21 protein-coding genes are annotated in these 22,105 nt (G+C 67.9%); 19 read left to right on the forward strand and 2 right to left on the reverse strand.

Annotated features, from left to right (window positions below):
• The first annotated feature begins 5 nt into the window (after positions 1 to 5).
• From trkA to urtE, 7 genes are all read left to right on the forward strand, one after another.
• Entirely contained in the window at positions 6 to 1,412 is a 1,407-nt protein-coding gene (gene trkA, locus BW991_RS12565) for a Trk system potassium transporter TrkA (protein WP_076602457.1), read from the forward strand.
• Positions 1,409 to 2,875, forward strand: a complete 1,467-nt coding sequence (locus BW991_RS12570; protein WP_076602458.1) for a TrkH family potassium uptake protein — start codon at positions 1,409 to 1,411, stop codon at positions 2,873 to 2,875. Before trkA ends, BW991_RS12570 begins: the two co-directional genes overlap by 4 nt.
• A gap of 201 nt (positions 2,876 to 3,076) precedes the next feature.
• Positions 3,077 to 4,330, forward strand: coding sequence for an urea ABC transporter substrate-binding protein (gene urtA, locus BW991_RS12575; protein ID WP_076602459.1), 1,254 nt, complete (start codon positions 3,077 to 3,079; stop codon positions 4,328 to 4,330).
• A 208-nt stretch (positions 4,331 to 4,538) separates the two neighbouring features.
• Entirely contained in the window at positions 4,539 to 6,149 is a 1,611-nt protein-coding gene (gene urtB, locus BW991_RS12580) for an urea ABC transporter permease subunit UrtB (RefSeq protein WP_076602460.1), read from the forward strand.
• 272 nt (positions 6,150 to 6,421) lie between these two features.
• Complete coding sequence (urtC, locus tag BW991_RS12585; protein WP_076602461.1) at positions 6,422 to 7,651, forward strand: urea ABC transporter permease subunit UrtC; 1,230 nt, start codon at positions 6,422 to 6,424, stop codon at positions 7,649 to 7,651.
• On the forward strand, positions 7,648 to 8,502 hold the full coding sequence (urtD, locus tag BW991_RS12590; RefSeq protein ID WP_076602462.1) for an urea ABC transporter ATP-binding protein UrtD: 855 nt from the start codon (positions 7,648 to 7,650) through the stop codon (positions 8,500 to 8,502). The genes urtC and urtD overlap by 4 nt, the downstream gene beginning before the upstream one ends.
• A gap of 379 nt (positions 8,503 to 8,881) precedes the next feature.
• Entirely contained in the window at positions 8,882 to 9,574 is a 693-nt protein-coding gene (urtE, locus tag BW991_RS12595; RefSeq protein ID WP_076602463.1) for an urea ABC transporter ATP-binding subunit UrtE, read from the forward strand.
• A 71-nt stretch (positions 9,575 to 9,645) separates the two neighbouring features.
• Here the strand turns inward: urtE and BW991_RS12600 are convergent, their stop codons facing one another.
• Entirely contained in the window at positions 9,646 to 10,563 is a 918-nt protein-coding gene (locus tag BW991_RS12600; RefSeq protein ID WP_244551680.1) for a YihY/virulence factor BrkB family protein, read from the reverse strand.
• Positions 10,564 to 10,827: 264 nt separating this feature from the next.
• Here BW991_RS12600 and BW991_RS12605 point away from each other — a divergent pair, with 264 nt between their 5' ends.
• The 10 genes from BW991_RS12605 to BW991_RS12650 all read left to right on the forward strand — a co-directional run bounded on the left by BW991_RS12605 (position 10,828) and on the right by BW991_RS12650 (position 18,534).
• A complete protein-coding gene (locus tag BW991_RS12605; RefSeq protein ID WP_076602465.1) occupies positions 10,828 to 11,442 on the forward strand; it encodes an alternative oxidase in 615 nt (204 codons plus the stop codon).
• Between the two features lie 94 nt (positions 11,443 to 11,536).
• Positions 11,537 to 12,415: an urease accessory protein UreD gene (locus tag BW991_RS12610; protein WP_076602511.1), complete on the forward strand. Its 879-nt coding sequence runs from the start codon at positions 11,537 to 11,539 to the stop codon at positions 12,413 to 12,415.
• Positions 12,416 to 12,443: 28 nt separating this feature from the next.
• Positions 12,444 to 12,746, forward strand: a complete 303-nt coding sequence (gene ureA, locus BW991_RS12615; RefSeq protein WP_076602466.1) for an urease subunit gamma — start codon at positions 12,444 to 12,446, stop codon at positions 12,744 to 12,746.
• A gap of 205 nt (positions 12,747 to 12,951) precedes the next feature.
• Entirely contained in the window at positions 12,952 to 13,257 is a 306-nt protein-coding gene (locus BW991_RS12620) for an urease subunit beta (RefSeq protein ID WP_076602467.1), read from the forward strand.
• A complete protein-coding gene (gene ureC, locus BW991_RS12625; RefSeq protein WP_076602468.1) occupies positions 13,257 to 14,972 on the forward strand; it encodes an urease subunit alpha in 1,716 nt (571 codons plus the stop codon). Before BW991_RS12620 ends, ureC begins: the two co-directional genes overlap by 1 nt.
• A 12-nt stretch (positions 14,973 to 14,984) precedes the next feature.
• A complete protein-coding gene (gene ureE, locus BW991_RS12630; protein WP_244551681.1) occupies positions 14,985 to 15,527 on the forward strand; it encodes an urease accessory protein UreE in 543 nt (180 codons plus the stop codon).
• Between the two features lie 157 nt (positions 15,528 to 15,684).
• Positions 15,685 to 16,365: an urease accessory protein UreF gene (locus BW991_RS12635; protein WP_076602470.1), complete on the forward strand. Its 681-nt coding sequence runs from the start codon at positions 15,685 to 15,687 to the stop codon at positions 16,363 to 16,365.
• Positions 16,362 to 17,000 (forward strand): urease accessory protein UreG, encoded by a 639-nt coding sequence (gene ureG / locus BW991_RS12640; protein ID WP_076602471.1) that lies wholly within the window; start codon positions 16,362 to 16,364, stop codon positions 16,998 to 17,000. The genes BW991_RS12635 and ureG overlap by 4 nt, the downstream gene beginning before the upstream one ends.
• A 98-nt stretch (positions 17,001 to 17,098) precedes the next feature.
• Complete coding sequence (locus BW991_RS12645; RefSeq protein WP_076602472.1) at positions 17,099 to 17,341, forward strand: hypothetical protein; 243 nt, start codon at positions 17,099 to 17,101, stop codon at positions 17,339 to 17,341.
• A gap of 149 nt (positions 17,342 to 17,490) precedes the next feature.
• Positions 17,491 to 18,534, forward strand: coding sequence for a porin (locus BW991_RS12650; protein ID WP_076602473.1), 1,044 nt, complete (start codon positions 17,491 to 17,493; stop codon positions 18,532 to 18,534).
• A 163-nt stretch (positions 18,535 to 18,697) separates the two neighbouring features.
• Here the strand turns inward: BW991_RS12650 and BW991_RS12655 are convergent, their stop codons facing one another.
• Entirely contained in the window at positions 18,698 to 19,789 is a 1,092-nt protein-coding gene (locus tag BW991_RS12655; RefSeq protein WP_244551682.1) for an ABC transporter substrate-binding protein, read from the reverse strand.
• Positions 19,790 to 19,894: 105 nt separating this feature from the next.
• On the opposite strand from BW991_RS12655, the gene BW991_RS12660 reads away from it, so the two are divergent.
• Together BW991_RS12660 and BW991_RS12665 are read left to right on the forward strand one after the other, a co-directional pair.
• On the forward strand, positions 19,895 to 20,572 hold the full coding sequence (locus BW991_RS12660) for a response regulator (protein ID WP_076602474.1): 678 nt from the start codon (positions 19,895 to 19,897) through the stop codon (positions 20,570 to 20,572).
• An 18-nt stretch (positions 20,573 to 20,590) separates the two neighbouring features.
• Positions 20,591 to 22,000 carry a sensor histidine kinase gene (locus tag BW991_RS12665; RefSeq protein WP_076602475.1) on the forward strand — a complete coding sequence of 470 codons (1,410 nt, stop codon included), beginning with the start codon at positions 20,591 to 20,593 and terminating at the stop codon, positions 21,998 to 22,000.
• The last annotated feature ends 105 nt before the right edge of the window (positions 22,001 to 22,105 follow it).

Genomic DNA, 22,105 nt, shown 5'->3' on the forward strand with positions numbered 1-22,105 from the left:
TTCAGGTGAAGATCATCATCCTTGGAGCGGGCCAGGTCGGCGCGTCGGTGGCGGAGAACCTCGTCTCCGAGGCCAACGACATCACCCTGATCGACACCAGTGCCGAGCATCTGGAGGTGCTGCGCGACCGCCTGGAACTGCGCACGGTGATCGGCAACGCCGCGTCGCCGTCGGTGCTGCGCGAGGCGGGGGCGGACGACGCCGACCTGCTGATCGCGGTGACGCAGTCCGACCAGACCAACCTGTGCGCCTGTCGCGTCGCGAAGACGCTGTTCAACCTGCCCACGCGCGTCGCGCGGCTGCGTTCGAGCGATTTCGTCGATTACCCGGAATTGCTCGACAGCAACAACTTCGCGGTCGATTTCTCGATCTGCCCGGAGCAGATCGTCACGGATTACATCAAGCGCCTGGTCGCCTTCCCCGAGGCGCTGCAGGTCATGGAGTTCGCCGGCGGGGTGCTGAGCCTGATCTGCGTGCGCGCCTTCGAGGGCGGGCCGCTGGTGGGGCATCCGCTGAAGGCGCTGCGCTACCACATGCCCAACGTCGAGGTGCGCATCGCGGCGATCTACCGCGGCGACGGCGAGGCGATCATCCCCGAGGGCGACACGATGATCCTGCCCGGCGACGAGGTGTTCTGCCTCGCCTCGACGGTGCATATCCGCCAGGTGATGCGCGAGATCCGACGCGAGGACCGGCCGATCCGGCGCATCATCATCGCCGGCGGCGGCAACATCGGCCTGCGCCTGGCGCGCGGCATCGAGGACGATCACAACGTCAAGGTGATCGAGGTCGACCGCCGTCGCGCGGAATTCCTCGCCAGCCAGTTGCGCCGTGCGCTGGTGCTGCGCGGCGACTCGACGGACGAGAAGCTGCTCGAGAACGAGGGCATCGACGAGGCAGACATGTTCCTCGCGCTGACCAACGACGACGAGGACAACATCATGTCCGCGTCGCTCGCCAAGCGCATGGGGGCGCACCGCACGCTGGCGCTGATCAACCGCCGCAGCTACGTCGACCTGGTGCAGGGCGGGCCGATCGACATCGCGATCTCGCCGGCGCAGACCTCGATCGGCTCGCTGCTCCAGCATGTGCGCCAGGGCGACGTGGTCGCCGTGCACAGCCTGCGCCGCGGCGCGGCCGAGGCGCTGGAGATCATCGCCCACGGCACGCGCAAGGACTCCAAGGTGGTCGGCCGCGCGATCGCGGACATCGCGCTGCCCAAGGGGGCGACCATCGGCGCGATCGTGCGCGACGAGATGCGGCCCGACGGCAAGGTCGCGCGCCGCCTGGTGGTGATGCCGCACCATGACACGGTGGTCGACAGCGGCGACCACGTGATCGTGTTCTGTACGCACAAGAAGCTCGTGCGCCAGGTCGAGAAGCTGTTCCAGGTGGGCTTCGGCTTCCTATGAGGTGGCGCGCGGCTTCCCACCCGGTGCTCAACGCACTGGGCCTGATCGTGATGCTGTTCGCCGTGCTGATGGTTTTTCCGCTCGCGGTGTCGTGGTTCGTGGGGGACGGGGCGACGGTCGCATTCGACCACGCGGTGCTCGTCACCCTCGCGGCCGGGCTGCTGCTGTGGCTGCCGACGCGCGGGCGCAAGCGCGACCTGCATACGCGCGACGGCTTCCTGCTGGTGGCGCTGACCTGGGTCGTGATGCCGGTGTTCGGCGCGCTGCCGCTGCTCGACTTCATTCCCGACCTGTCGGTGACGGATGCGTATTTCGAGGCCGTGTCGGGCCTCACCGCGACCGGCGGCACGGTGCTGGTGGGGCTGGAGCATCTGCCGCTGTCGATCAACCTGTGGCGCACCTTCATGCACTGGATCGGCGGCATGGGCGTCATCGTGCTGGTGGTCGCGATCCTGCCGCTGCTGGGCATCGGTGGCCGGCAGCTGATGAAGGTCGAGGTGCCGACGCCGATGAAGGAGCAGAGCCTGACGCCGCGCATCGCCGAGACCGCGAAGGGCCTGTGGATGACCTACTGCCTGCTCACGGTGGCCTGCGCCGTGAGCCTGTGGCTCGCCGGGCTGGACGGTTGGGAGGCGATCATCCACACCTTCAGCGTCGTCGGGCTGGGGGGCTTTTCGAGCAAGGACGCCTCGCTCGGCCATTTCGGGAACGTGTCGGTCGACATGATCGTGATCGTGTTCGCGCTGCTGTCGGGCCTGAACTTCGCGACGCATTACCTGGCGCTGGCCCGGCGCAGCCTCAAGCCCTACCTTGCCGATCCGGAGCTGCCGTTCTATTTCGCGACGCTCGCGCTGAGCATCGTCGTGCTCACGATTTACCTGATGCAGTTCGGCGCCCACCCGGATTTCCTCAGCACGCTGCGCTACGTCGCCTTCCACGTCGTGTCGATCTCCACCTCGCTCGGGCTGGCGACCTACGATTACACGCTATGGCCGATGTTCGCGCAGATCTGGGTGCTGTTCCTCGGCAGCTTCATCGCCTGCTCCGGTTCGGCCGGCGGCGGCATCAAGATGATGCGCGCGATGATCCTGTACAAGCAGGTGTTCCGCGAGATCGTGCGCTCGCTGCACCCGCACGCGGTGCATCCGGTGCGCATCCGCAACCAGCCGGTGTCTGACGACATCCTGCACGCGGTGCTCGGCTTCAGCTTTATGTACATGGTGACGATCGTGTCGTTGACCTTGCTGCTGTCGGCGACCGGGCTGGACATCGTCACGGCGTTCTCGGGCGTGGTGGCCTGCCTCAACAACACCGGCCCGGGCCTCGGCGCGCTCGGTCCGGCATCGAACTACCAGGGGCTGACCGATTTCCAGACCTGGGTACTCTCCTTCACGATGATCCTCGGCCGCCTGGAGATCTTCACGCTGCTGGTAGTGATGACGCCGGTGTTCTGGCGGCGCTGAGCGGCGCACCAGGCTGGTGCCGCGGATTGATGCAGCGCGTCACGACGGGGCGGAGCGTCGCTGCAGCCGCATGCGCGGCAAGCGATTATTGATCGCAACATATTGAAAGTTAGCGATTTTCATAACTTGGCATATCCCTTGCGGTGGGAACGGTAACAACGCAGCGCGCGTTGTACCACTTTCCATCAGGGGGATCTGTCGATGAATCGTCGCACTTTCGTCCAGGCACTGGCTCTTTCCGCTTCCATCGCCGCGATCGGTCTGCCCGTCGGGGCCCATGCGGCCGACACGATCAAGGTCGGCATCCTGCATTCGCTGTCGGGCACGATGGCGATCTCCGAGACGGCGCTAAAGAACGTGGCGCTGATGACGATCGAGGAGATCAACGCCAAGGGCGGCGTGATGGGCAAGAAGCTCGAGCCGGTGGTCGTCGATCCGGCCTCGAACTGGCCGCTGTTCGCCGAGAAGGCGCGTCAGCTGATTAGCCAGGACAAGGTCGCCGCGGTGTTCGGCTGCTGGACCTCGGTGAGCCGCAAGTCGGTGAACCCGGTGTTCAAGGAACTGAACAGCCTGCTGTTCTACCCGGTGCAGTACGAAGGCGAGGAGCTCGAGAAGAACGTCTTCTACACCGGCGCTGCGCCCAACCAGCAGGCGATCCCCGCCGTGGAATACTTGATGAGCGCCGAAGGCGGCGGCGCCAAGCGCTTCGTGCTGCTCGGCACCGACTACGTCTATCCGCGCACGACGAACAAGATCCTGCGCGCCTTCCTCAAGAGCAAGGGCGTGGCCGAGGCCGACATCATGGAGGACTACACCCCCTTCGGCCATTCCGACTACCAGACGATCATCGCGAAGATCAAGAAGTTCGCCGCCGAGGGCAAGAAGACCGCGGTGATCTCGACGATCAACGGCGACTCGAACGTGCCCTTCTACAAGGAACTCGGCAATGCCGGGCTGAAGGCGACCGACGTGCCGGTGGTGGCGTTCTCGGTCGGCGAGGAGGAGCTGCGCGGCGTCGATACCAAGCCGCTGGTCGGCCACCTCGCGGCGTGGAACTACTTCATGACGCTGAAGAACCCCGAGAACGATGCGTTCGCGAAGAAGTACAAGGACTGGGCGAAGAAGAACGGCGTGCCCAACGCGGACACCGTGGTCACCAACGACCCGATGGAGGCGACCTATGTCGGCATCTACATGTGGAAGCAGGCGGTCGAGAAGGCCAAGTCGACGGACACCGACAAGGTCATCGCGGCGATCGGCGGGCAGACCTTCAAGTCGCCGTCGGGCTTCACGCTGACGATGGACAAGACCAACCACCACCTGCACAAGCCGGTGTACATCGGCGAAGTGCGCGCCGACGGCCAGTTCGACGTGGTGTGGAAGACCAAGGAACCGATCCGCGCCCAGCCGTGGAGCCCGTTCATTGCGGGCAACGAGGGCAAGCAGAAGATCTGATGGGGATTTAACCGGGGAGGGGGAGAACGAGGAGACCACCGGGCCAGCGGCTGGCATGGCCCGGGGCGGATCGTCGATCCGCCGCCTGCAGCACTGCGAGCCATCTCTCCTCGCGTCACTTTGGGGCCGGCTACGGCCGGCCCATTCTTTCCATGCGACATTCTGCGCCCGGCCCTGCGCGGCGGGGCGCGAGGCGGAAGATCTTCCGATGCTGCGATCCGGATTCACACGGCTGCTGTGCGGTCTTGCCCTGCTGGGAATGCTGGCGGCACCGGCGCGTGCCGCGCTCGATGAGGCGAAGGTCGCGGGTCTTGCGGGCGACTTCCAGAGCCGGCTCGACACCATCGAGGCGCTCGGCGTAGCCGGCGGGGACGACGCGCGCCGTGTGCTCGACGCGCTCGAAGGGGGCCGGCTGGGCCTTGCGGCGGGCGTGCTCGTCATCGTCGCCGGCGATTCGGTGGTCTCCGCGGCGACCGGCGAAAAGCTGGATCTTGCACCGGCGGCGGCCGAAACCTTCACCGTGAATAACCGGGTGCGCCGCGCGCTCGGCACGGCGCGCGCGGCCCTTGCTCTCGCTGCGTCCGATCGTGACGTACGCCTGAGCGCCGCACGGACGCTCGCCGACAATACGACCGAATCCTTGCTGCCAATGTTCGAGCGCGCGCTGGCGAAGGAATCGGACGACGAGATCCGCAGCGTGCTCGCCCGTGCGGCGGCGCGCGTGAATCTCGCGTCCGCCGACGCGGCCAAGCGCCTGAAGGCGGCCGAGGCGCTCGGCGAATCCTCGGACCCGGCGGTGAAGAACCTGCTCGCGGCGCTGCTCGAGAAGAAGGACGGCGAGTGGGTCGAGCCGAGCAGCGAAGTGCGCGCCGCGGCCGACATGGCGATCCACACGATCGACCGCCGCATTGCGACCGCCGAGGCCGTCGGCACCTTGTTTTCGGGCCTGTCGCTGGGCTCGATTTTGCTGCTCGCGGCGCTGGGGCTGGCGATCACCTACGGCGTGATGGGCGTGATCAACATGGCGCATGGCGAGCTGCTGATGGTCGGCGCGTACGCGACCTTCCTCGTGCAGGGGCTGTTCCGCAGCTACCTGCCGGCCTATGTGGACTGGTACGTCGCGGCGGCGATTCCCGCTGCCTTCCTCGCCGCCGCGCTGGTCGGCGTCGCGATGGAGCGCCTGGTGCTGCGTCACCTCTACGGCCGTCCGCTGGAGAGCCTGCTCGCGACCTGGGGTCTGTCGCTGGTGCTGATCCAGGCGGCGCGCGTGGTCTTCGGCCCGCAGAACGTCGAACTCGCGAACCCGGTGTGGATGTCGGGCGGCATCGCGCTCGCGGCGGGCGTCGTGCTGCCGTGGAACCGCATCGTGATCGTCGGTTTCGCGGTGTTCGTGCTGTTGCTCATCTGGCTGATGATGCAGAGGACGCGGCTGGGCATGTTCGTGCGCGCGGTGACGCAGAACCGCGCGATGGCGGGTTGCGTCGGCGTGCCGACGGCGCGCGTCGATACGCTGGCGTTCGCGATCGGCTCGGGTGTGGCGGGCCTGGGCGGGCTCGCGCTGTCGCAGATCGCCAACGTCGGGCCGGCGATGGGCACCGGCTACATCGTCGATGCCTTCATGGTGGTCGTGCTGGGCGGCGTCGGCCAGCTCGCCGGCGCGGTGTGGGCGGCGCTGGGGCTCGGGATCGTCGGCAAATTTCTCGAAGGCTGGGCCGGCGCGGTGATCGCGAAGATCCTCGTGCTGGTGTTCGTCATCGTGTTCATCCAGAAGCGGCCGCAGGGGATTTTTGCGTTGAAGGGACGGTTTGCGGACATGTAGGGCGGGAGGAGCAAAGCGGATCGAGCCAGCCGGCTCGATGGTCTGCTTGGCGGGATGCGCTGCGCTAGTTCCGCCCTACGAATTGCGGCATTTGCGAACAGAGAACACAAGTCGGTCGGGGGTGTTTGCGGAGGGCGAGGACTGTCTGAGCGCAGGCGCGGAAGCGCGCCGCTGCGCGAGTTCCGCAGTCCGGAGCAAATACCCCCGACCGACGAAAACGCAGGCACGAACCGCGCACGCGCGATGAAACGAAAACAACAGGAGAGGCGCACATGCGCACCCCATTGACGCTACGAATCCTGCACAGCACTCCGCGCGCCGGCTGGATCGCGCTGGCGGTCTTCGCCGCGCTTACCTGGATCGCCGTGCCGGTCGCGCACGCGGTGCTGCCGGAGGCTCATCCGCTGCATCTGTCGGCCTACACCGTCAGCCTGTTGGGCAAGATCCTGTGTTACATGGTCGTCGCTGTCGCGATGGACCTGATCTGGGGCTACGCGGGCATCCTCAGCCTCGGCCACGGCCTGTTTTTCGCGCTTGGCGGCTACGCCTTCGGCATGTACCTGATGCGCCAGATCGGTCGCGACGGCAGCTACCAGAGCGATCTGCCGGACTTCATGGTGTTCCTCGACTGGAAGGAACTGCCCTGGTACTGGGCGGGCTCGGACTCTTTCCTGGGGACGCTGTTGCTGGTCGTCGCGGTGCCGGGGCTGGTCGCTTTCGTGTTCGGCTGGTTCGCGTTCCGCTCGCGTATCAAGGGGGTGTATTTCTCGATCATCACGCAGGCGCTCACCTACGCCGCGATGCTGCTGTTCTTCCGCAACGAGACCGGCTTCGGCGGCAACAACGGGTTCACCGACTTCAAGCGCATCCTCGGCTACAGCATCACGTCGCCGGAGATGCGCGCGACGTTGTTCGCGCTGTCGGCGGCGCTCCTGATGGCCTGCCTCGTGCTCGGCCGCTACCTCGTGACCTCGCGCTTCGGCCGTGTGCTCGCGGCGATCCGCGACGCCGAGAGCCGCGTCATGTTCATCGGCTACAACCCGCTGCATTACAAGCTCTTCATGTGGACGCTGTCGGCGGTGCTGTGCGGGCTGGCGGGGGCGCTCTACGTGCCGCAGGTGGGCATCATCAACCCGTCCGAGATGAGTCCGGCGAACTCGATCGAGATCGCCGTGTGGGTCGCCGTCGGCGGGCGCGGCACGCTCGTCGGTGCGGTGCTCGGCGCGGGGATCGTGAACCTCGCGAAGAGCTGGTTCACGATGTCCTTCCCGGAGTACTGGCCGTTCTTCCTCGGTTTCCTGTTCATCGCAGTGACGCTGTACCTGCCCGACGGCGTGGTCGGCCTGTGGCGCAGGCTGCGTGCGCGGACGGCCCCCGCCACCCCGACCGTGCCGGCTCCGCAACAGTCGAAACCGCAGGCGGAAGCGCGCAGGGAGATGCAGCCCGCTGCAGTGCCGATCGAATCGAACCGTCTCCCGGCGGCGAAAGGAGCCGAGGCATGAGCACCGTCACCGACGTGGAGCGCGCCGCGATGGAGAGCGAGGACCAGCGCGAGAACTGGAGCGGCAACGCCTCGACCGGTCACGTCGTTGAGCCGGGGGCGCTGGACCTGTCGCACAACGTGATCCTCTATCTCGAGGACATCACGGTGAGCTTCGACGGCTTCCGCGCACTGAACCGGCTGAGCCTGGCAATCGATGTCGGCGAGCTGCGCTGCATCATCGGTCCGAACGGCGCCGGCAAGACGACGATGATGGACGTCATCACCGGCAAGACGCGGCCCGATTCGGGCAGGGCGTTCTTCGGCCAGACGATCGACCTGACGCGCCTGACCGAGCCGCAGATCGCGCACGCGGGCATCGGCCGCAAGTTCCAGAAACCGACGATCTTCGAGCAGCACACGGCGTTCGAGAACCTGGAACTGGCGATGAAGGCCGACAAGCGCGTGCGCCGGACGCTGTTCGCGCAGCTCCTCGACGACGACCGCGACCGCATCGCGGAGGTGCTGACGCAGATCCGCCTCGACGGCGAGGCCGATCGCCCGGCGGGGCTGTTGTCGCACGGCCAGAAGCAGTGGCTGGAGATCGGCATGCTGCTGATGCAGGAGCCGAAGCTGTTGTTGCTGGACGAGCCGGTCGCGGGCATGACCGACGACGAGACGGAGCGCACCGCGGAGTTGTTCGTGAGCCTCGCCGGCAAGCATTCGCTGGTGGTCGTGGAGCACGACATGGCTTTCGTGGAGGCGCTGGGCGGCAAGGTGACGGTGTTGTGCGAGGGTTCGGTGCTGGCGGAGGGGGATCTCGCGGAGGTGCAGGAGGACGCGCGGGTGATCGAGGTGTATCTGGGTCGTTAAGAGCGCGTTTGGCGGCCGTCGATAACGAACACCGCAAGCCGGATGTGGCGGGTGTTTGCGGAAGGGCGAGGACTGTCTGAGCGCAAGCGCGGAAGCGCGCTGCTGCGCGAGTTCCGCAGCCCTGGAGCAAATACCCGGCGCAGCCGGCGATTACTCCCGTGAAGTGAAGGTCCTGGCGCTGTTCAGGGTTTACCGAGAACAAGAAACGAGACGTTCGTGCTGCTAAGCGCCGGCCACAGGGGAATTCCCTCCGCGGCTGCGGAACTCGCGTTACGGCGCGCTTCCGCGCCTCCGCTCAGACAGTCCTCGCCGCTCCGGGAACACCCCCTATGTCCGGCTCACGCCGGGGTTTATCGAAAACTACTGAAAGGCGTGTCAGATGCTCAAAGTCGACAATCTGAACCAATACTATGGGGGCAGCCACATCCTGCGCGGCCTCTCTTTCGACGTGCCGCTCGGCAAGGTCACGACGCTGCTTGGACGAAACGGTGTGGGCAAGACCACGCTCCTGAAGACGCTGATGGGACTGGTGCCCGCTGCCAGCGGCAAGGTTACGTTTGGCGGCGCGGACATCACCCGCGCGCCCTCGCACGCTCGCGTGCACGCCGGTATCGGCTTCGTGCCGCAGGGGCGCGAGATCTTTCCGCGCCTCTCCGTCGAGGAAAACCTCCTCATGGGCCTCGCCACGCGTCCGCGCGGCACCGAATTGCCTGCGCGCATCTTCGACATGTTCCCGGTGCTGCGCCAGATGCTCGGGCGGCGTGGCGGCGACCTCTCCGGCGGGCAGCAACAGCAGCTCGCGATCGGCCGTGCGCTCGCCTTCGGGCCGCGACTGCTGATCCTCGACGAGCCCACCGAAGGCATCCAGCCCTCGATCATCAAGGACATCGAACGTGCCATCCGCAGCCTCGCCGAAACCGGCGAGATGGCGATTCTGCTCGTCGAACAGTATTACGACTTCGCCCGTTCGCTCGCCGACCAATACCTCGTGATGGAACGCGGCGAGATCGTGATGCGCGGGGAGGGTGCCAACATGGACGCGGACGGCGTGCGCGAGGCGCTGTCGGTATAGGACCGGGATTCAGTCCCTTCCGGACCCGATCGCCCCCGGCAGTTCGATCCGGCGCCGGACCGTCGAGCCCGTCAGCCCCGTCCGGTCGTGAACGGTTGCGGGCGTGCGTCAGGGGCGCCAGTGCCGCTGCGCTCGTACTCCGCAATGACCTGCGCCCCCAGCAGCAACAGGGTCGCCGCAACCTCCAGGCTCAACAGAACTGCGATCGCCGTCGTCAGGGAACCGTAGACGGTGCTGATCTGCGACAGCGTGGCGAAATACCACACCAGCACATGGCGCGAAAGCTCCCACAGCAGCGCCGCGGTGACCGCACCGAGCAGGGCGTGTTGCAGCGACAGCCGACCCACCGGCATCACGAGGTAGACGGAAGTCAGCATGAAGATTTCGCCCGCGAAACCGAGCAGATAGAGCAGCACGCCGGACACGCCGCCGAGCGACCAGCTGTGCCCGAGGAACTCCACCTGTTCCTGGCCCATGGCCTGCAAGCTTCCCGCCACCAGCGTCGCCAACAGCAGGCCGAACGCGAGGAACAGGATGTAGACATAGGGCATCACGGCCGAGACGAGGAAGTGGCGCCGCCTGATCGCCACCCGGTGGTGGAAGATCACCGACATCGCGTTCTCCAGCACGGTGAACGCCAATGAGCTGAAGAACAGCATGGTGGCCAGCAACACCCAGCCGATGACTTCGCGGTGCGCCAGGAAATTCGCCAATTCCGCCACGATCGCATGGGACTGGCCCGGCAGCAGCCATTCGAGGTATCGCCCGAGGGTCTGCAGCAACTCGTTCTCGCTGATGACGTGTGACAGCCCGATCACGGTGAGGATGAGCAGCGGCACGGTCGATAGCAGCGCGTAATAGGCGATCGCGCCGGCCAGCAGCAGGCCCTGGTTGGCGCGGAACGCCTTCAGCGTCCGGAGCGCGAATGCACCCGGATGCTTGAGGACTTCTGTGGCGTGGTCGGTCAGCATGGCTGCGGAGGCGCGCACAAGTTGTCGGAAGGTGGCGTCAGACTACACCCGCACCCGCGCCATGCACCATTGCGCAGCGGGCGGACCCGGATCGGATGCGCGGATTCGCGCGGCGATCGACAACCGTTCAGCAGATGCTTTAGCGAAGCCCGAAAGACGACGATTCGGGTCATCCGAAAAATTTCCCGTGTGTTCGGTAACGAACGGATGCGCGCCGCAATATCAGTCAGATTGCACGAAGCAAGGACGAGCATTGCGTTAGTTCACGACCCTTGGCAGCTTATGTCAGATACTCCCCCGCTGGAGCGGCACCACGTTCCGCGCGATTTCTCGGACCGCTTTGCGCTCGCCTTCACCAAGGCGATGCGCTTCTTCGCCGACACGGTCTTCGCCCGTCGCTACGGCCATCGTGCGGTGGTGCTGGAAACGGTTGCGGCCGTGCCCGGCATGGTGGGCGGCGCGCTGCAGCACCTGCGCGCGCTGCGCCGGATCGAAGGCGACCGCGGCTGGATCCGCACGCTCCTCGACGAAGCGGACAACGAACGCATTCACCTGATGACCTTCATTCACGTCGCACAGCCGACGCGGCTCGAACGTGCGCTTATCGTGATCGCGCAGGGCGTTTTCTTCAACTTGTACTTCCTGCTGTACCTGATCTCGCCCCGCACCGCGCATCGCGTCGTCGGGTACTTCGAGGAGGAGGCGGTGTACAGCTACACCGAGTATCTGGCCGGTGTGGACAACGGCACCTACGCCAACATCCCGGCGCCGAAGATCGCGATCGATTACTGGCATCTCGCCGAGGACGCGCGCCTGCGCGAGGTCATCGTCGCGGTGCGTGCGGATGAACTCCATCACCGCGACGTCAATCACGCGTTTGCCGACGAGTTGAGCTGAACCTAAACGGTGCCGGCATGCGGGGCGGACGACCGGCACGTGGCGGGGATCTCCGATCGCTTGCGCCTGGCCTGAGGATTGCTACATGACGTGCATGAATGCCGTCGTCGAAGCCCTTGCCGGCCTTGAGCCCACGTTTTCGCCGCCGCCGGGCGCATCCGGATGGTGCGCCGAGCTCGGGCTCGAGTTCGCACGCCGGGGTGCCCGCACTGTTCTCGTGCGTCGGCACCATGTTGGGCCGTTGCGCGTGCAGAAGGCGCTGTACCCGGAAGGCGAGGGCGTGTGCCACGGCATCGTGCTGCATCCGCCGGCCGGCATCGCCGGGGGCGACTCGCTGGCGATCGACATCAAGGTGGATGCGGGGGCGCACGCCTTGCTGACGACGCCGGGTGCCGGCAAGTGGTATCGCAGCGCCGGGCCGTCCGCAGGGATGACGCAGCGCATCGCGGTGGCCGACGGTGCCGTGTGCGAGTGGTTGCCGCAGGAGAGCATCGTCTTCGATGGCGCTTTGGGTACGCTCGGCACGGAAGTGGCGTTGCACGGCGATGCGCGCTTCATCGGTGCCGAGATGCTGTGTTTCGGCCGTACCGGCGCGGGTGAGCGTTTCACCCGCGGCGAACTGGCGCTGCATACGCGCATCTGCCGCGACGGGCGCCCTGTGTGGCTGGAGCGCGGGCGGATCGGTGGTGGCAGCGCGCTGCTGGATTCGCCGGTGGGGCTGGCGGGCCAGCCTGTCGTGGGCACTTTTCTGGTGGCGGCGCCGGCCTGCGACGCGGCTTTGCGCGATGTCTGCCGTGACATCGGGCCGAGCGCGGGCGAGGGCGCGGTGACCTTGTTGCCGGGGTTGTTGGTGGCGCGTTATCTCGGTCCGGCGTGCGAACCGGGGCGGCAGTGGTTCACGCGGCTGTGGGGCGCGGTTCGGCCGGTGGTTGCGGGCTTGCCGATGTGCGTGCCGCGCATCTGGAACACCTGAGGGAATACCTGAACGAGGACAAGAACAAATGGAACTGACCCCACGCGAGAAGGACAAGCTGTTGCTGTTCACCGCCGGCCTGCTCGCCGAGCGGCGGCGTGCGCGCGGCCTGAAGCTGAATTACCCCGAAGCGGTCGCGCTGATCTCGTGCGCGATCCTCGAAGGTGCGCGCGACGGGCGCACGGTGGCCGAGCTGATGAGCGAGGGCACGACGATCCTCGCGCGCGATGAGGTGATGGAAGGGGTGCCGGAGATGATTCCGGAGATCCAGGTCGAGGCGACTTTTCCGGATGGCACGAAGCTGGTGACCGTGCATAACCCGATCGTGTGAGGGAAAGGGCCGTGCAACCTTCGGTGATGACTGCCCGCGCTCGTCCTGCCGGGTATTTGCTCCGCTGGCTGCGGAACTCGCGCAGCGGCGCGCTTCCGCGCCTGCGCTCAGACAGTCCTCGCCTGCTCCGCAAACACCCGACAGGCCGACCGCTACGCCGTGCCGTTGCCGGCGTGAGGCGAATCGGACATTTGGAGAAAGATAGATGATTCCCGGTGAAACCCTCGTCGCCGACGGCGAGATCGAACTCAACGCCGGACGCGCGACGCTGACGCTGGCGGTGACCAACACGGGCGACCGGCCGATCCAGGTCGGTTCGCACTACCACTTCGCCGAGACCAATGCGGCACTCGACTTCGACCGTGCAGCGGCGCGCGGCTTCCGGCTCAACATCGCCGCCGGCACGGCGGTGCGCTTCGAGCCGGGGCAGTCGCGCACCGTCGAACTCGTCGCGCTGGCGGGCGAGCGCAAGGTGTATGGCTTCAATGGCGACGTGATGGGGGCGCTGTGATGAGCGTAAAAATCTCGCGCCGCGCCTACGCGGAGATGTTCGGCCCGACCGTCGGTGACCGCGTGCGGCTTGCCGACACGGAACTGTGGATTGAGGTCGAGCGCGACTTCACGATTTATGGCGAGGAGGTGAAGTTCGGTGGCGGCAAGGTGATCCGCGACGGCATGGGGCAGGGCCAGAAGGTCGCCGCCGAGGTCGTGGACACGGTGATCACCAATGCGCTGATCGTCGACCATTGGGGCATCGTCAAGGCCGACGTCGCGCTCAAGGACGGGCGTATTGCCGGCATCGGCAAGGCGGGCAACCCGGACATCCAGTCGGGTGTGACGATCGCGATCGGCGCCGGCACCGAGATCATCGCCGGCGAGGGCATGATCCTCACCGCCGGCGGCATCGACAGCCACATCCACTGGATTTGCCCGCAGCAGATCGATGAGGCGCTGATGAGCGGTGTGACGACCATGCTGGGCGGCGGCACCGGCCCCGCGACCGGCACCTTCGCGACGACCTGCACGCCCGGGCCGTGGCACATCCACCGCATGCTGCAGGCGGCCGATGCCTTCCCGATGAACCTGGGCTTCTTCGGCAAGGGCAACGCGAGCCTGCCGGAGCCCTTGCGCGAGCAGGTCGCAGCCGGTGCCATCGGGCTCAAGCTGCACGAGGACTGGGGCACGACGCCGGCGGCGATCGACAACTGCCTGACGGTCGCCGACGAGCTGGACATCCAGGTCGCGATCCATACCGACACCCTCAACGAGTCGGGCTTCGTCGAGACGACGCTCGCGGCCTTCAAGGGGCGCACGATCCACACCTTCCACACCGAAGGGGCGGGCGGCGGGCACGCGCCCGACATCATCCGCGCGGTGGGGCAGGCGAACGTGCTGCCGTCGTCGACCAATCCGACGCGGCCGTACACGGTGAACACCATCGACGAGCATCTCGACATGCTGATGGTGTGCCACCACCTCGACCCCGCGATCGCCGAGGACGTCGCCTTCGCCGAGAGCCGCATCCGCCGCGAGACGATCGCCGCCGAGGACATCCTGCACGACAGCGGCGCGTTCTCGATGATGTCGTCGGACTCGCAGGCGATGGGCCGCGTGGGCGAGGTCGTGATCCGCACGTGGCAGACCGCGCACAAGATGAAGGTGCAGCGCGGACCGCTGCCTGAGGATTCGGTGCGAGGTGACGGAAAAGCGGACAACTTCCGCGTGAAGCGCTACATCGCCAAATACACGATCAACCCGGCGATCACGCACGGCATCTCGCACGTCGTCGGTTCGATCGAGGTCGGCAAGCTCGCGGACCTCGTGCTGTGGAAGCCGGCTTTCTTCGGCGTGAAGCCTTCGCTGATCCTCAAGGGCGGCATGATCGCGGCGGCCGCGATGGGTGACCCCAACGCGTCGATCCCGACGCCCCAGCCGGTGCATTACCGGCCGATGTTCGGCGCCTTCGGCGGCGGGCTGAAGACCTCCGTGACCTTCGTGTCGCAGGCGGCGCTGGCGAATCCGGCGGTCGCGGCGCTGGGGTTGGCGAAGCGGCTCGTAGCGGTGCGCGGCTGCCGCAAGGTGACGAAGGCGGACATGATCCACAACGACGCGACGCCGGCGATCGACGTCGACCCGGAGACCTACGTCGTGCGCGCTGATGGCGAGCTGCTGACCTGCGAGCCTGCCGACGTGTTGCCGATGGCGCAGCGGTATTTCCTGTTCTGAGAGATTCCAGCGATGGCTGAAAGCGATTCCGTGACTCCCGCCACCGCCGGCGCGGTGCGTCCGATGCTGCTGCTCGAGGCGCTGTACGATGGCCCCGAGGCCGCGAGCGAGCGGCTGGAGCTCGATTTTTCCTACCGCACCAAGAGCCGTCTGCGCGCGAGGCTGGTGTCGGGCGAGGAGGTCGGGCTGTTCCTGCCGCGCGGCACGATCCTGCGCGGCGGGCAGAAGCTCACTGGGCGGGACGGTCGCATCGTCGAGGTCGTCGCGGCGCCCGAAGACCTGCTGGAAGCGCGATGCGCGAATCCGTCGGCGCTCGCGCGTGCGGCCTACCACCTCGGCAATCGCCACGTCGCGGTCGAGGTCGGTGCCGACGCGGCGGGAGACTGGCTGCGCATCCAGGCCGATCACGTGCTCGAAGGCATGCTGGTTGGGCTCGGCGCGACGGTCACCGCGCTGCGTGCGCCATTCGAACCCGAGGCGGGGGCCTACGCGCATGGGCACCAGCATCCGGGGGACGGCAGCGGGGCGCGCATCCACATGATGGGCGGTCGCTGATGATGTTCGAGCGGCCTTCGGCGACTGGATTGGCGGGATACGCTGCGCTCCTCCCGCCCTACGGGGTCCGTGCTTCAGCTGCGCGTGTCGTTGGCACGGAACGCAGGGCGGGAGGAGCCGAAGGCGTTCTCCGCCACGCGGCCTTCGGGAGGCCGCGATGCTGCCGCTGATCCGCCTGCTGCAGCTCGCCAGTCCGGCCTTGCCGGTCGGCGCCTACACCTACTCGCAGGGGCTGGAGTGGGCGGTCGAGTCGGGTGCGGTGCGTGACGAGGCGTCGGCCGGGCGCTGGATCGGCGATCTGCTCGAATGGAATCTCGCGCGCTTCGAGGCGCCGCTGCTCGCGCAACTGATGCGCGTCTGGGCGGACGGCGACGATGCGCAGGTCGCAGCGCTCAACGCCGATTTCCTCGCCAGCCGCGAGACCGGGGAGCTGCGCGCCGAGACGGTCCAGATGGGCTATTCGCTGGTGCGCCTGCTCACGGACCTCGACGCCTTCGCCGCGCGGCCCGGCTGGCGGGTGCGGCTGCGCGCGCTCGATACGCCGTCTTTTCCCGCAGCCTGGGCGGCGGCGGCCTCCGCGTGGGCAATCCCGGTCGACATGGCGCTGCCCGCCTACCTGTGGGCGTGGTTGGAGAACCAGGTCATGGCCGCGGTGAAGGCCGTGCCGTTGGGCCAGTCCGCCGGCCAGCGCCTGCTCGCGACGCTCGGGGCGTGCATCCCGGAACTTGCCGCGCAGGCCGCGCGGCTTCGCGCAGATCAATGGAGCAACTTCACTCCCGGCCTCGCGCTCGCGAGCAGTCGGCACGAAACCCAATATACGAGGCTCTTCAGATCATGACCCCCCACACCTCCCAGCCCCTGCGCGTGGGCATCGGCGGCCCGGTCGGCTCGGGCAAGACGGCGCTGACGCTCGCCTTGTGCCTTGCCCTGCGCGAGCGCTACGACATCGCCGTCGTCACCAACGACATCTACACCGCCGAAGACGCGCAGTTCCTCGTGCGCAACGAGGCGCTCGCGCCCGAGCGCATCATCGGCGTCGAGACCGGCGGCTGCCCGCACACGGCGATCCGCGAGGACGCGTCGATCAACCTCGAGGCGGTCGACCGCCTGATCCGCCGCTTCCCCGGCGTCGAGATCGTGTTCGTCGAATCCGGCGGCGACAACCTCGCGGCGACCTTTTCACCCGAGCTCTCGGATCTGACGCTGTACGTCATCGACGTCTCCGCCGGCGACAAGATCCCGCGCAAGGGTGGCCCGGGTATCACGCGCAGCGACCTGCTGGTGATCAACAAGATCGACCTCGCGCCCATGGTCGGCGCGAGCCTCGAGGTCATGGACCGCGACGCGAAGAAGATGCGCGGCGAGCGCCCCTTCGTCTTCAGCAACCTGAAGACCGGCCAGGGGCTGGCCGAGATCATCGACTTCATCGAGCGCCAGGGCCTGCTGCGCCCGTCGGCGGCGGAGCGCGCCTGATCACGCCGGCGCCGCCGCGTCTGCAACCGTGGGCTCCTACCTTGTTTCGACCTTCGCCGATCCAGTAACCTCCCATAACGCATTCCACGGATATCGCCATGACATTACCCCGCATCGCTGCCGCCCTGGCTTTCACGCTCGTCGCCGGCCCGGCGCTGGCGCACGGCGATCACGGCCTCGTGCCGGGCCTCGCGCACATGTTCTCGTCCGGCGTCGAGCACCTGCCGGCGGCCCTCGTCGCACTGGTCAGCGCCTTCTTCGCCGTCCGCTCGAGCGGAGCGCTGCGCTGGACGCTGGGCGGCGTTGCGGCGGCGGCGGGCGCGCTGACTTTCGCGCTGTAGGCGCGCACGGCGTTCGCTCCGCGCTTTGAACGCGGACTGCGTTCGGCTCCGTGCGCAGAAAGCAGACTGAAAGCGAGTTCGTGTCGAATGCGTTGCACCCGGCCACGCAGGTGTGGCCGAGGGCGAATGAGCGCAACCGGAGGAGCACAATGCACAAGAAAATCATCGCCGCGGCCATCGCGGCGGCCGTCGCCATGCCGTTCGCGGCGCTGGCGCAGTCCAACGTCACGATCTACGGGCTGCTGGATCTCAACCTCGCGCGCGAAACGGCGGGCGACAAGGAACGCACCGGCGTCGATCACGGCGAACTGAACGGCTCGCGCCTGGGATTCAAGGGCAGCGAGGCGCTCGGCGGCGACCTGAAGGCGATCTTCACCATCGAAAGCGGCTTCGACCCCTCGACCGGCACCGCGGAGCAGGGCGGCCGGCTGTTCGGGCGCCAGTCCTTCGTCGGCCTCGAAAGCGCCAGCTGGGGCCGCCTCACGCTCGGCCGCCAGTACTCGCCGGCCTTCGTCGCCCTCGACCCCTTCGACGCCACCGGCTCGGCCGACCGCAGCGTCGGCCTGCTGACGCGCAAGACGGGCGGCATCAAGCCGGCCTACGAGACGCGCTTCGACAACATGGTGAAGTACCGTTCACCGACGTTTGCCGGCCTCGAGTTCGATCTCGGGTACTGGCTGGGGGAGAAGAGCGGCAACGGCGACGCGCTCAAGGAAGGCAACGGCCACGGCATCACCGCGCTGTACAAGAACGGCGCGCTGGCGGCCTCGCTGACGACGCAGAGCGTGTATCGCAACGCCACCGGCGGCCGCGTGCGCACGACCGGCGGCGGCCTCGCCTACGACTTCGGCGTCGTGAAGCCCTACCTCGCCTACACCCAGGACAGGGAAAGCGGTTCGGTCGGCAGCGGCAAGGCGCGCACCTTCGACGTCGGCGCCGAGATCCGCGTCACCGCCAGCGACACGATCGCGCTGAGCTACGCCAAGCGCGACGAGCGCAACGACGCCGCGGCCGAGGACGCGCAGGGCTGGTCGGCGTACTACATGCACGACCTGTCCAAGCGCACGACGCTGTATGCCGCGTATTCGCAGCTCAGCAACAAGGACGACGCCAACTACGCGCTCGGCAACCTCACGCCCGATGCCGGCGACGATCCGCGCGTCGTGATGGCGGGCATCCGTCACCGCTTCTGAGGCCCACGCCCCTTCTCCTCTTCGCGCGTGCCCCGCGCGTTCCTTTCCCCGGCGCAGCGACTCCCGGCGCCGGGGGCTTTTCGTTTCGACGTCCCCCGGGACCGCTACCGCGAGCGGGCTCGTCATGCAGGTGAAGATGCGAAGAACCGGGTTCAGCCGGGAATCAGGGCGCGGGGAACAGCGTGTGGTGCCACTTGCGCAGGAAGTCGCGGCGCTTGACCTGATCGAGGTAGGTCATCAGGCCGGGCCCGATCGGGATCGGACGGAAGGCGCCGCCGAGCTGGCGGCGCAGCTCGGCGGCCGCGGCGTCGTCGGGCACGTCGTCGCGCACGGCGAAGAAGCCGGGGCTCTGTGCGAGCAGCTGCTGCCCCTCGCGCGACAGCAGGTGGTCCAGCCACAGGCGCGCGGCGTTCGGATGGCGCGCGCCGCGCGAGATGAAGGCGATGCGGCTCAGCACCAGCGTGTAGTCGCGCGGCAGCACGACGCCGATCGCGGGGTCCTCGTGGGCGCGCAGCAGCGCGTAGGAGCCGAGCACGTTGTAGCCGATCAGGGCCTCGCCGGAGGCGATGCGGTCGAGCATGCCGGTGGTCGAGGCGAGGGTGGCGGTGCCGGTGCGGCCGAAGGCCTGGGCGAGCTTCCAGAACACGACCGGGTTCGCGAGCACGTCCTGGGTGTGCAGCATGAAGCCGAGGCCGGACGTCGACGGTTCGTAGGTCGCCAGCTTGCCGCGGAAACGCTCCGGTTGCTGGGCGAGCAGGCGCAGCAGCTCGGCATGCGTCGTGGGCACGTCGGCGGGGTCGAGCAGCTTGCGGTTGTAGGCGATCGCGACGGGCTCGAAGGTCGTGCCGAAGGCCTCGTTCTTCCACACCGCCCAGTCCGGCAGCGCGGCCGTCTCGGCGGAGCGCCAGGGCTGGGCGTAGCCGTCGTTGACGAGCTTCACCTGCATGTCCATTGCCGAGCTCCACACGATGTCGGCCTGTTCGCCGCGCGCGGCCTCGGCGACGAAGCGCCGGTACAGCTCGCCGCTGTTGAGGTCCTCGTAGTGCACGCGCACGCCGGGGTAGCGCTGCTCGAAGTCGCGGATCAGCGGGCGCGCGATGCGCTCGTCGGTCGCGGCATGGACGATCACCTGGCCCTCGCGGATCGCCGCCGCGTACAGCGCATCGTCGCGCTCCGCGCGGGCACCCGTGGCCGTCAGCACGCACGCGCACGCGAGCGCGACGGGGCGGAGCAGGCGGGGCAGGAATGTGCTCAAGTCGGGGTCCTTGCGGCGGAATGCAGCGCTCCGCGGTGGTTTTGCACGCCGCGCTCGTTTGCGGCACGATGATCTTTCCAACAGCTTTCGAATCACTTTCAGCCGATGCGCCTGCTGCTCGTAGAGGATCATACCGAACTCGCGGAATGGGTTTCCAAGGCGCTGGTGCAGGCGGGCTACGCCGTCGACGTGATGCACCGCGGCGACCACGCCGACCACGCGTTGCTCACCCAGCCCTACGACCTCGTCGTGCTCGATCTGTCGCTGCCCGGGCTGGACGGCCTGGAGGTGCTGCGCCGCCTGCGCGGGCGCGATGCGACCCGCACCACGCCGGTGATCATCCTCACCGCGCGCGGCGCGACCGAGGACCGCGTGAAGGGCCTCAACCTCGGCGCCGACGACTACCTGCCCAAGCCGTTCGAGCTCACCGAGCTGGAGGCGCGCATCAAGGCGCTGCTGCGCCGGGCGGGCAACCTCGTGCCGACGGTGAAGATCGGCCGGCTGGAGTTCGACCTCAACTCGCGCCTCGCGACGGTCGAGGGCAAGCCGCTGTCGCTGACGCCGCGCGAGCTCGCGGTGCTGGAGGCGCTGATCGCGCGCCAGGGCCGCCCGCTTGCGCGCGAGGCGCTGTTCGAGAAGGTGTTCAGCTTCGACGAGGAGGCGCGCCCGGAGGCGATCGAGATCTACGTGCACCGCCTGCGCAAGAAGCTGGAGGGCTCGGGCGCGGTCGTCACGACGCTGCGCGGGCTGGGCTACCTGATCGGCGAGGCGGGCGGTGACTGAGGCTTGGCGCGGGCGGGCATGCGCGCGTCGCTGAGCCTGCGCGGGCGCGTCGCGCGCTGGCTGCTGCCGCCGCTGCTGATCCTGCTCGCGATCAACGCCGTGCTGTCCTGGCTGGGCGCGCGCCAGGCGGTCAACCGCGCCTACGACCGCTCGCTCACCGCGTCGATCCGCGCGATCGCCGAGCAGGTGCATTCGCTCGAGGGCGAGATCACCGTGGACGTGCCGTACTCGGCCTTCGAGGTGTTCGAGGCCGGCGTGCAGGAGCGCATCTTCTACGCGGTGTTCGCCCCCGACGGGCGCCTCGTGACCGGCTACGAGGACCTTCTCGCGCCGCGCGCGCCGGCCGAGGACGGCACGCTGCTGCTGGCGGAGATGCCGTACCGCGGCGAGGAGGTGCGCATCGGCGCGATGAAGAAGCGCCTGTACGATCCGGCGCTCGCGGGTGGCGACGCGGTGACGATCGTGTTCGCCGAGACCACCGAGTCGCGCATCGCACTCGCCCGCGAACTCTTCTTCGACAGCCTGCGTCGCCAGCTGCTGCTCGTCGGGCTGGGCGCGCTGATGCTGGCGCTGGCGCTGGGCTCCGCGTTCCGCCCGCTCGTGGAGCTGCGCGACGCGGTGCAGCGCCGTGCCGAGGACGACCTCACGCCGGTGCCCACCGGCAACGTGCCGAGCGAGGTGCAGCCGCTGATCGGCGCGATCAACCACCACATGGAACGCCTGTCGGCGATGCTCGCGGCGCGGCGGCGCTTCCTCGCCGATGCCGCGCACCAGATCCGCACGCCGCTCGCGGTGCTCAGCACGCAGGCCGAGTTCGGCGCGCGCCAGGGCGACCCGGGCGAGATGCGGCGCATCTTCGAGAGCCTGCTGACGACGATCCGCAGCACGCGCCGCATGGCCGACCAGATGCTGTCGCTGTCGCGCGCCGAGCCGGCCAACGGCCTGATCCAGGAGCAGGCGCCGGTCGATCTCACCGCGATCGCGCGCGAGGTCGCGCTGGAGCTCGTGCCGGTGGCGCTGAAGAAGCACATCGAGCTCGCCTTCGAGGAGACGGGGGCGGCGCCGATGACCGGCAACGCGGCGATGCTGCGCGAGCTCGTCGCGAACCTCGTCGACAACGCCATCCGTTACAGTCCGCCCGACACGCAGGTCGTCGTCGCCACCGGCACCGCGGACGGGCACGTCGTGCTCGCGGTGAGCGACGAGGGGCCGGGCATCCCGCTCGCCGAGCGCGACAAGGTGTTCCAGCGCTTCTACCGCATTCTCGGCCAGGGCGGGCCGGACGGCAGCGGCCTGGGGCTCGCGATCGTGCGCGAGATCGCGCTCGCGCACGGTGGCGAAGTGCGGCTCGCCGATGCACCGGGCGGACGCGGGCTGCAGGTCGAAGTCGAGTTTCCGCGCCGCGCGGACGAGGTTGCGCAAGCGTAAGCGGCGCACCGCGGACCCTGCGCCAACCGGCGCTTTCCTCGTCGCGCCCGCAGCCCGACACCCCCGGCGCGAAGCTGTCGACCGCTGAAAGCGAATCGAAAGCCC

It is taken from the genome of Aromatoleum tolulyticum (assembly GCF_900156155.1).
GTDB lineage: Bacteria > Pseudomonadota > Gammaproteobacteria > Burkholderiales > Rhodocyclaceae > Aromatoleum > Aromatoleum tolulyticum.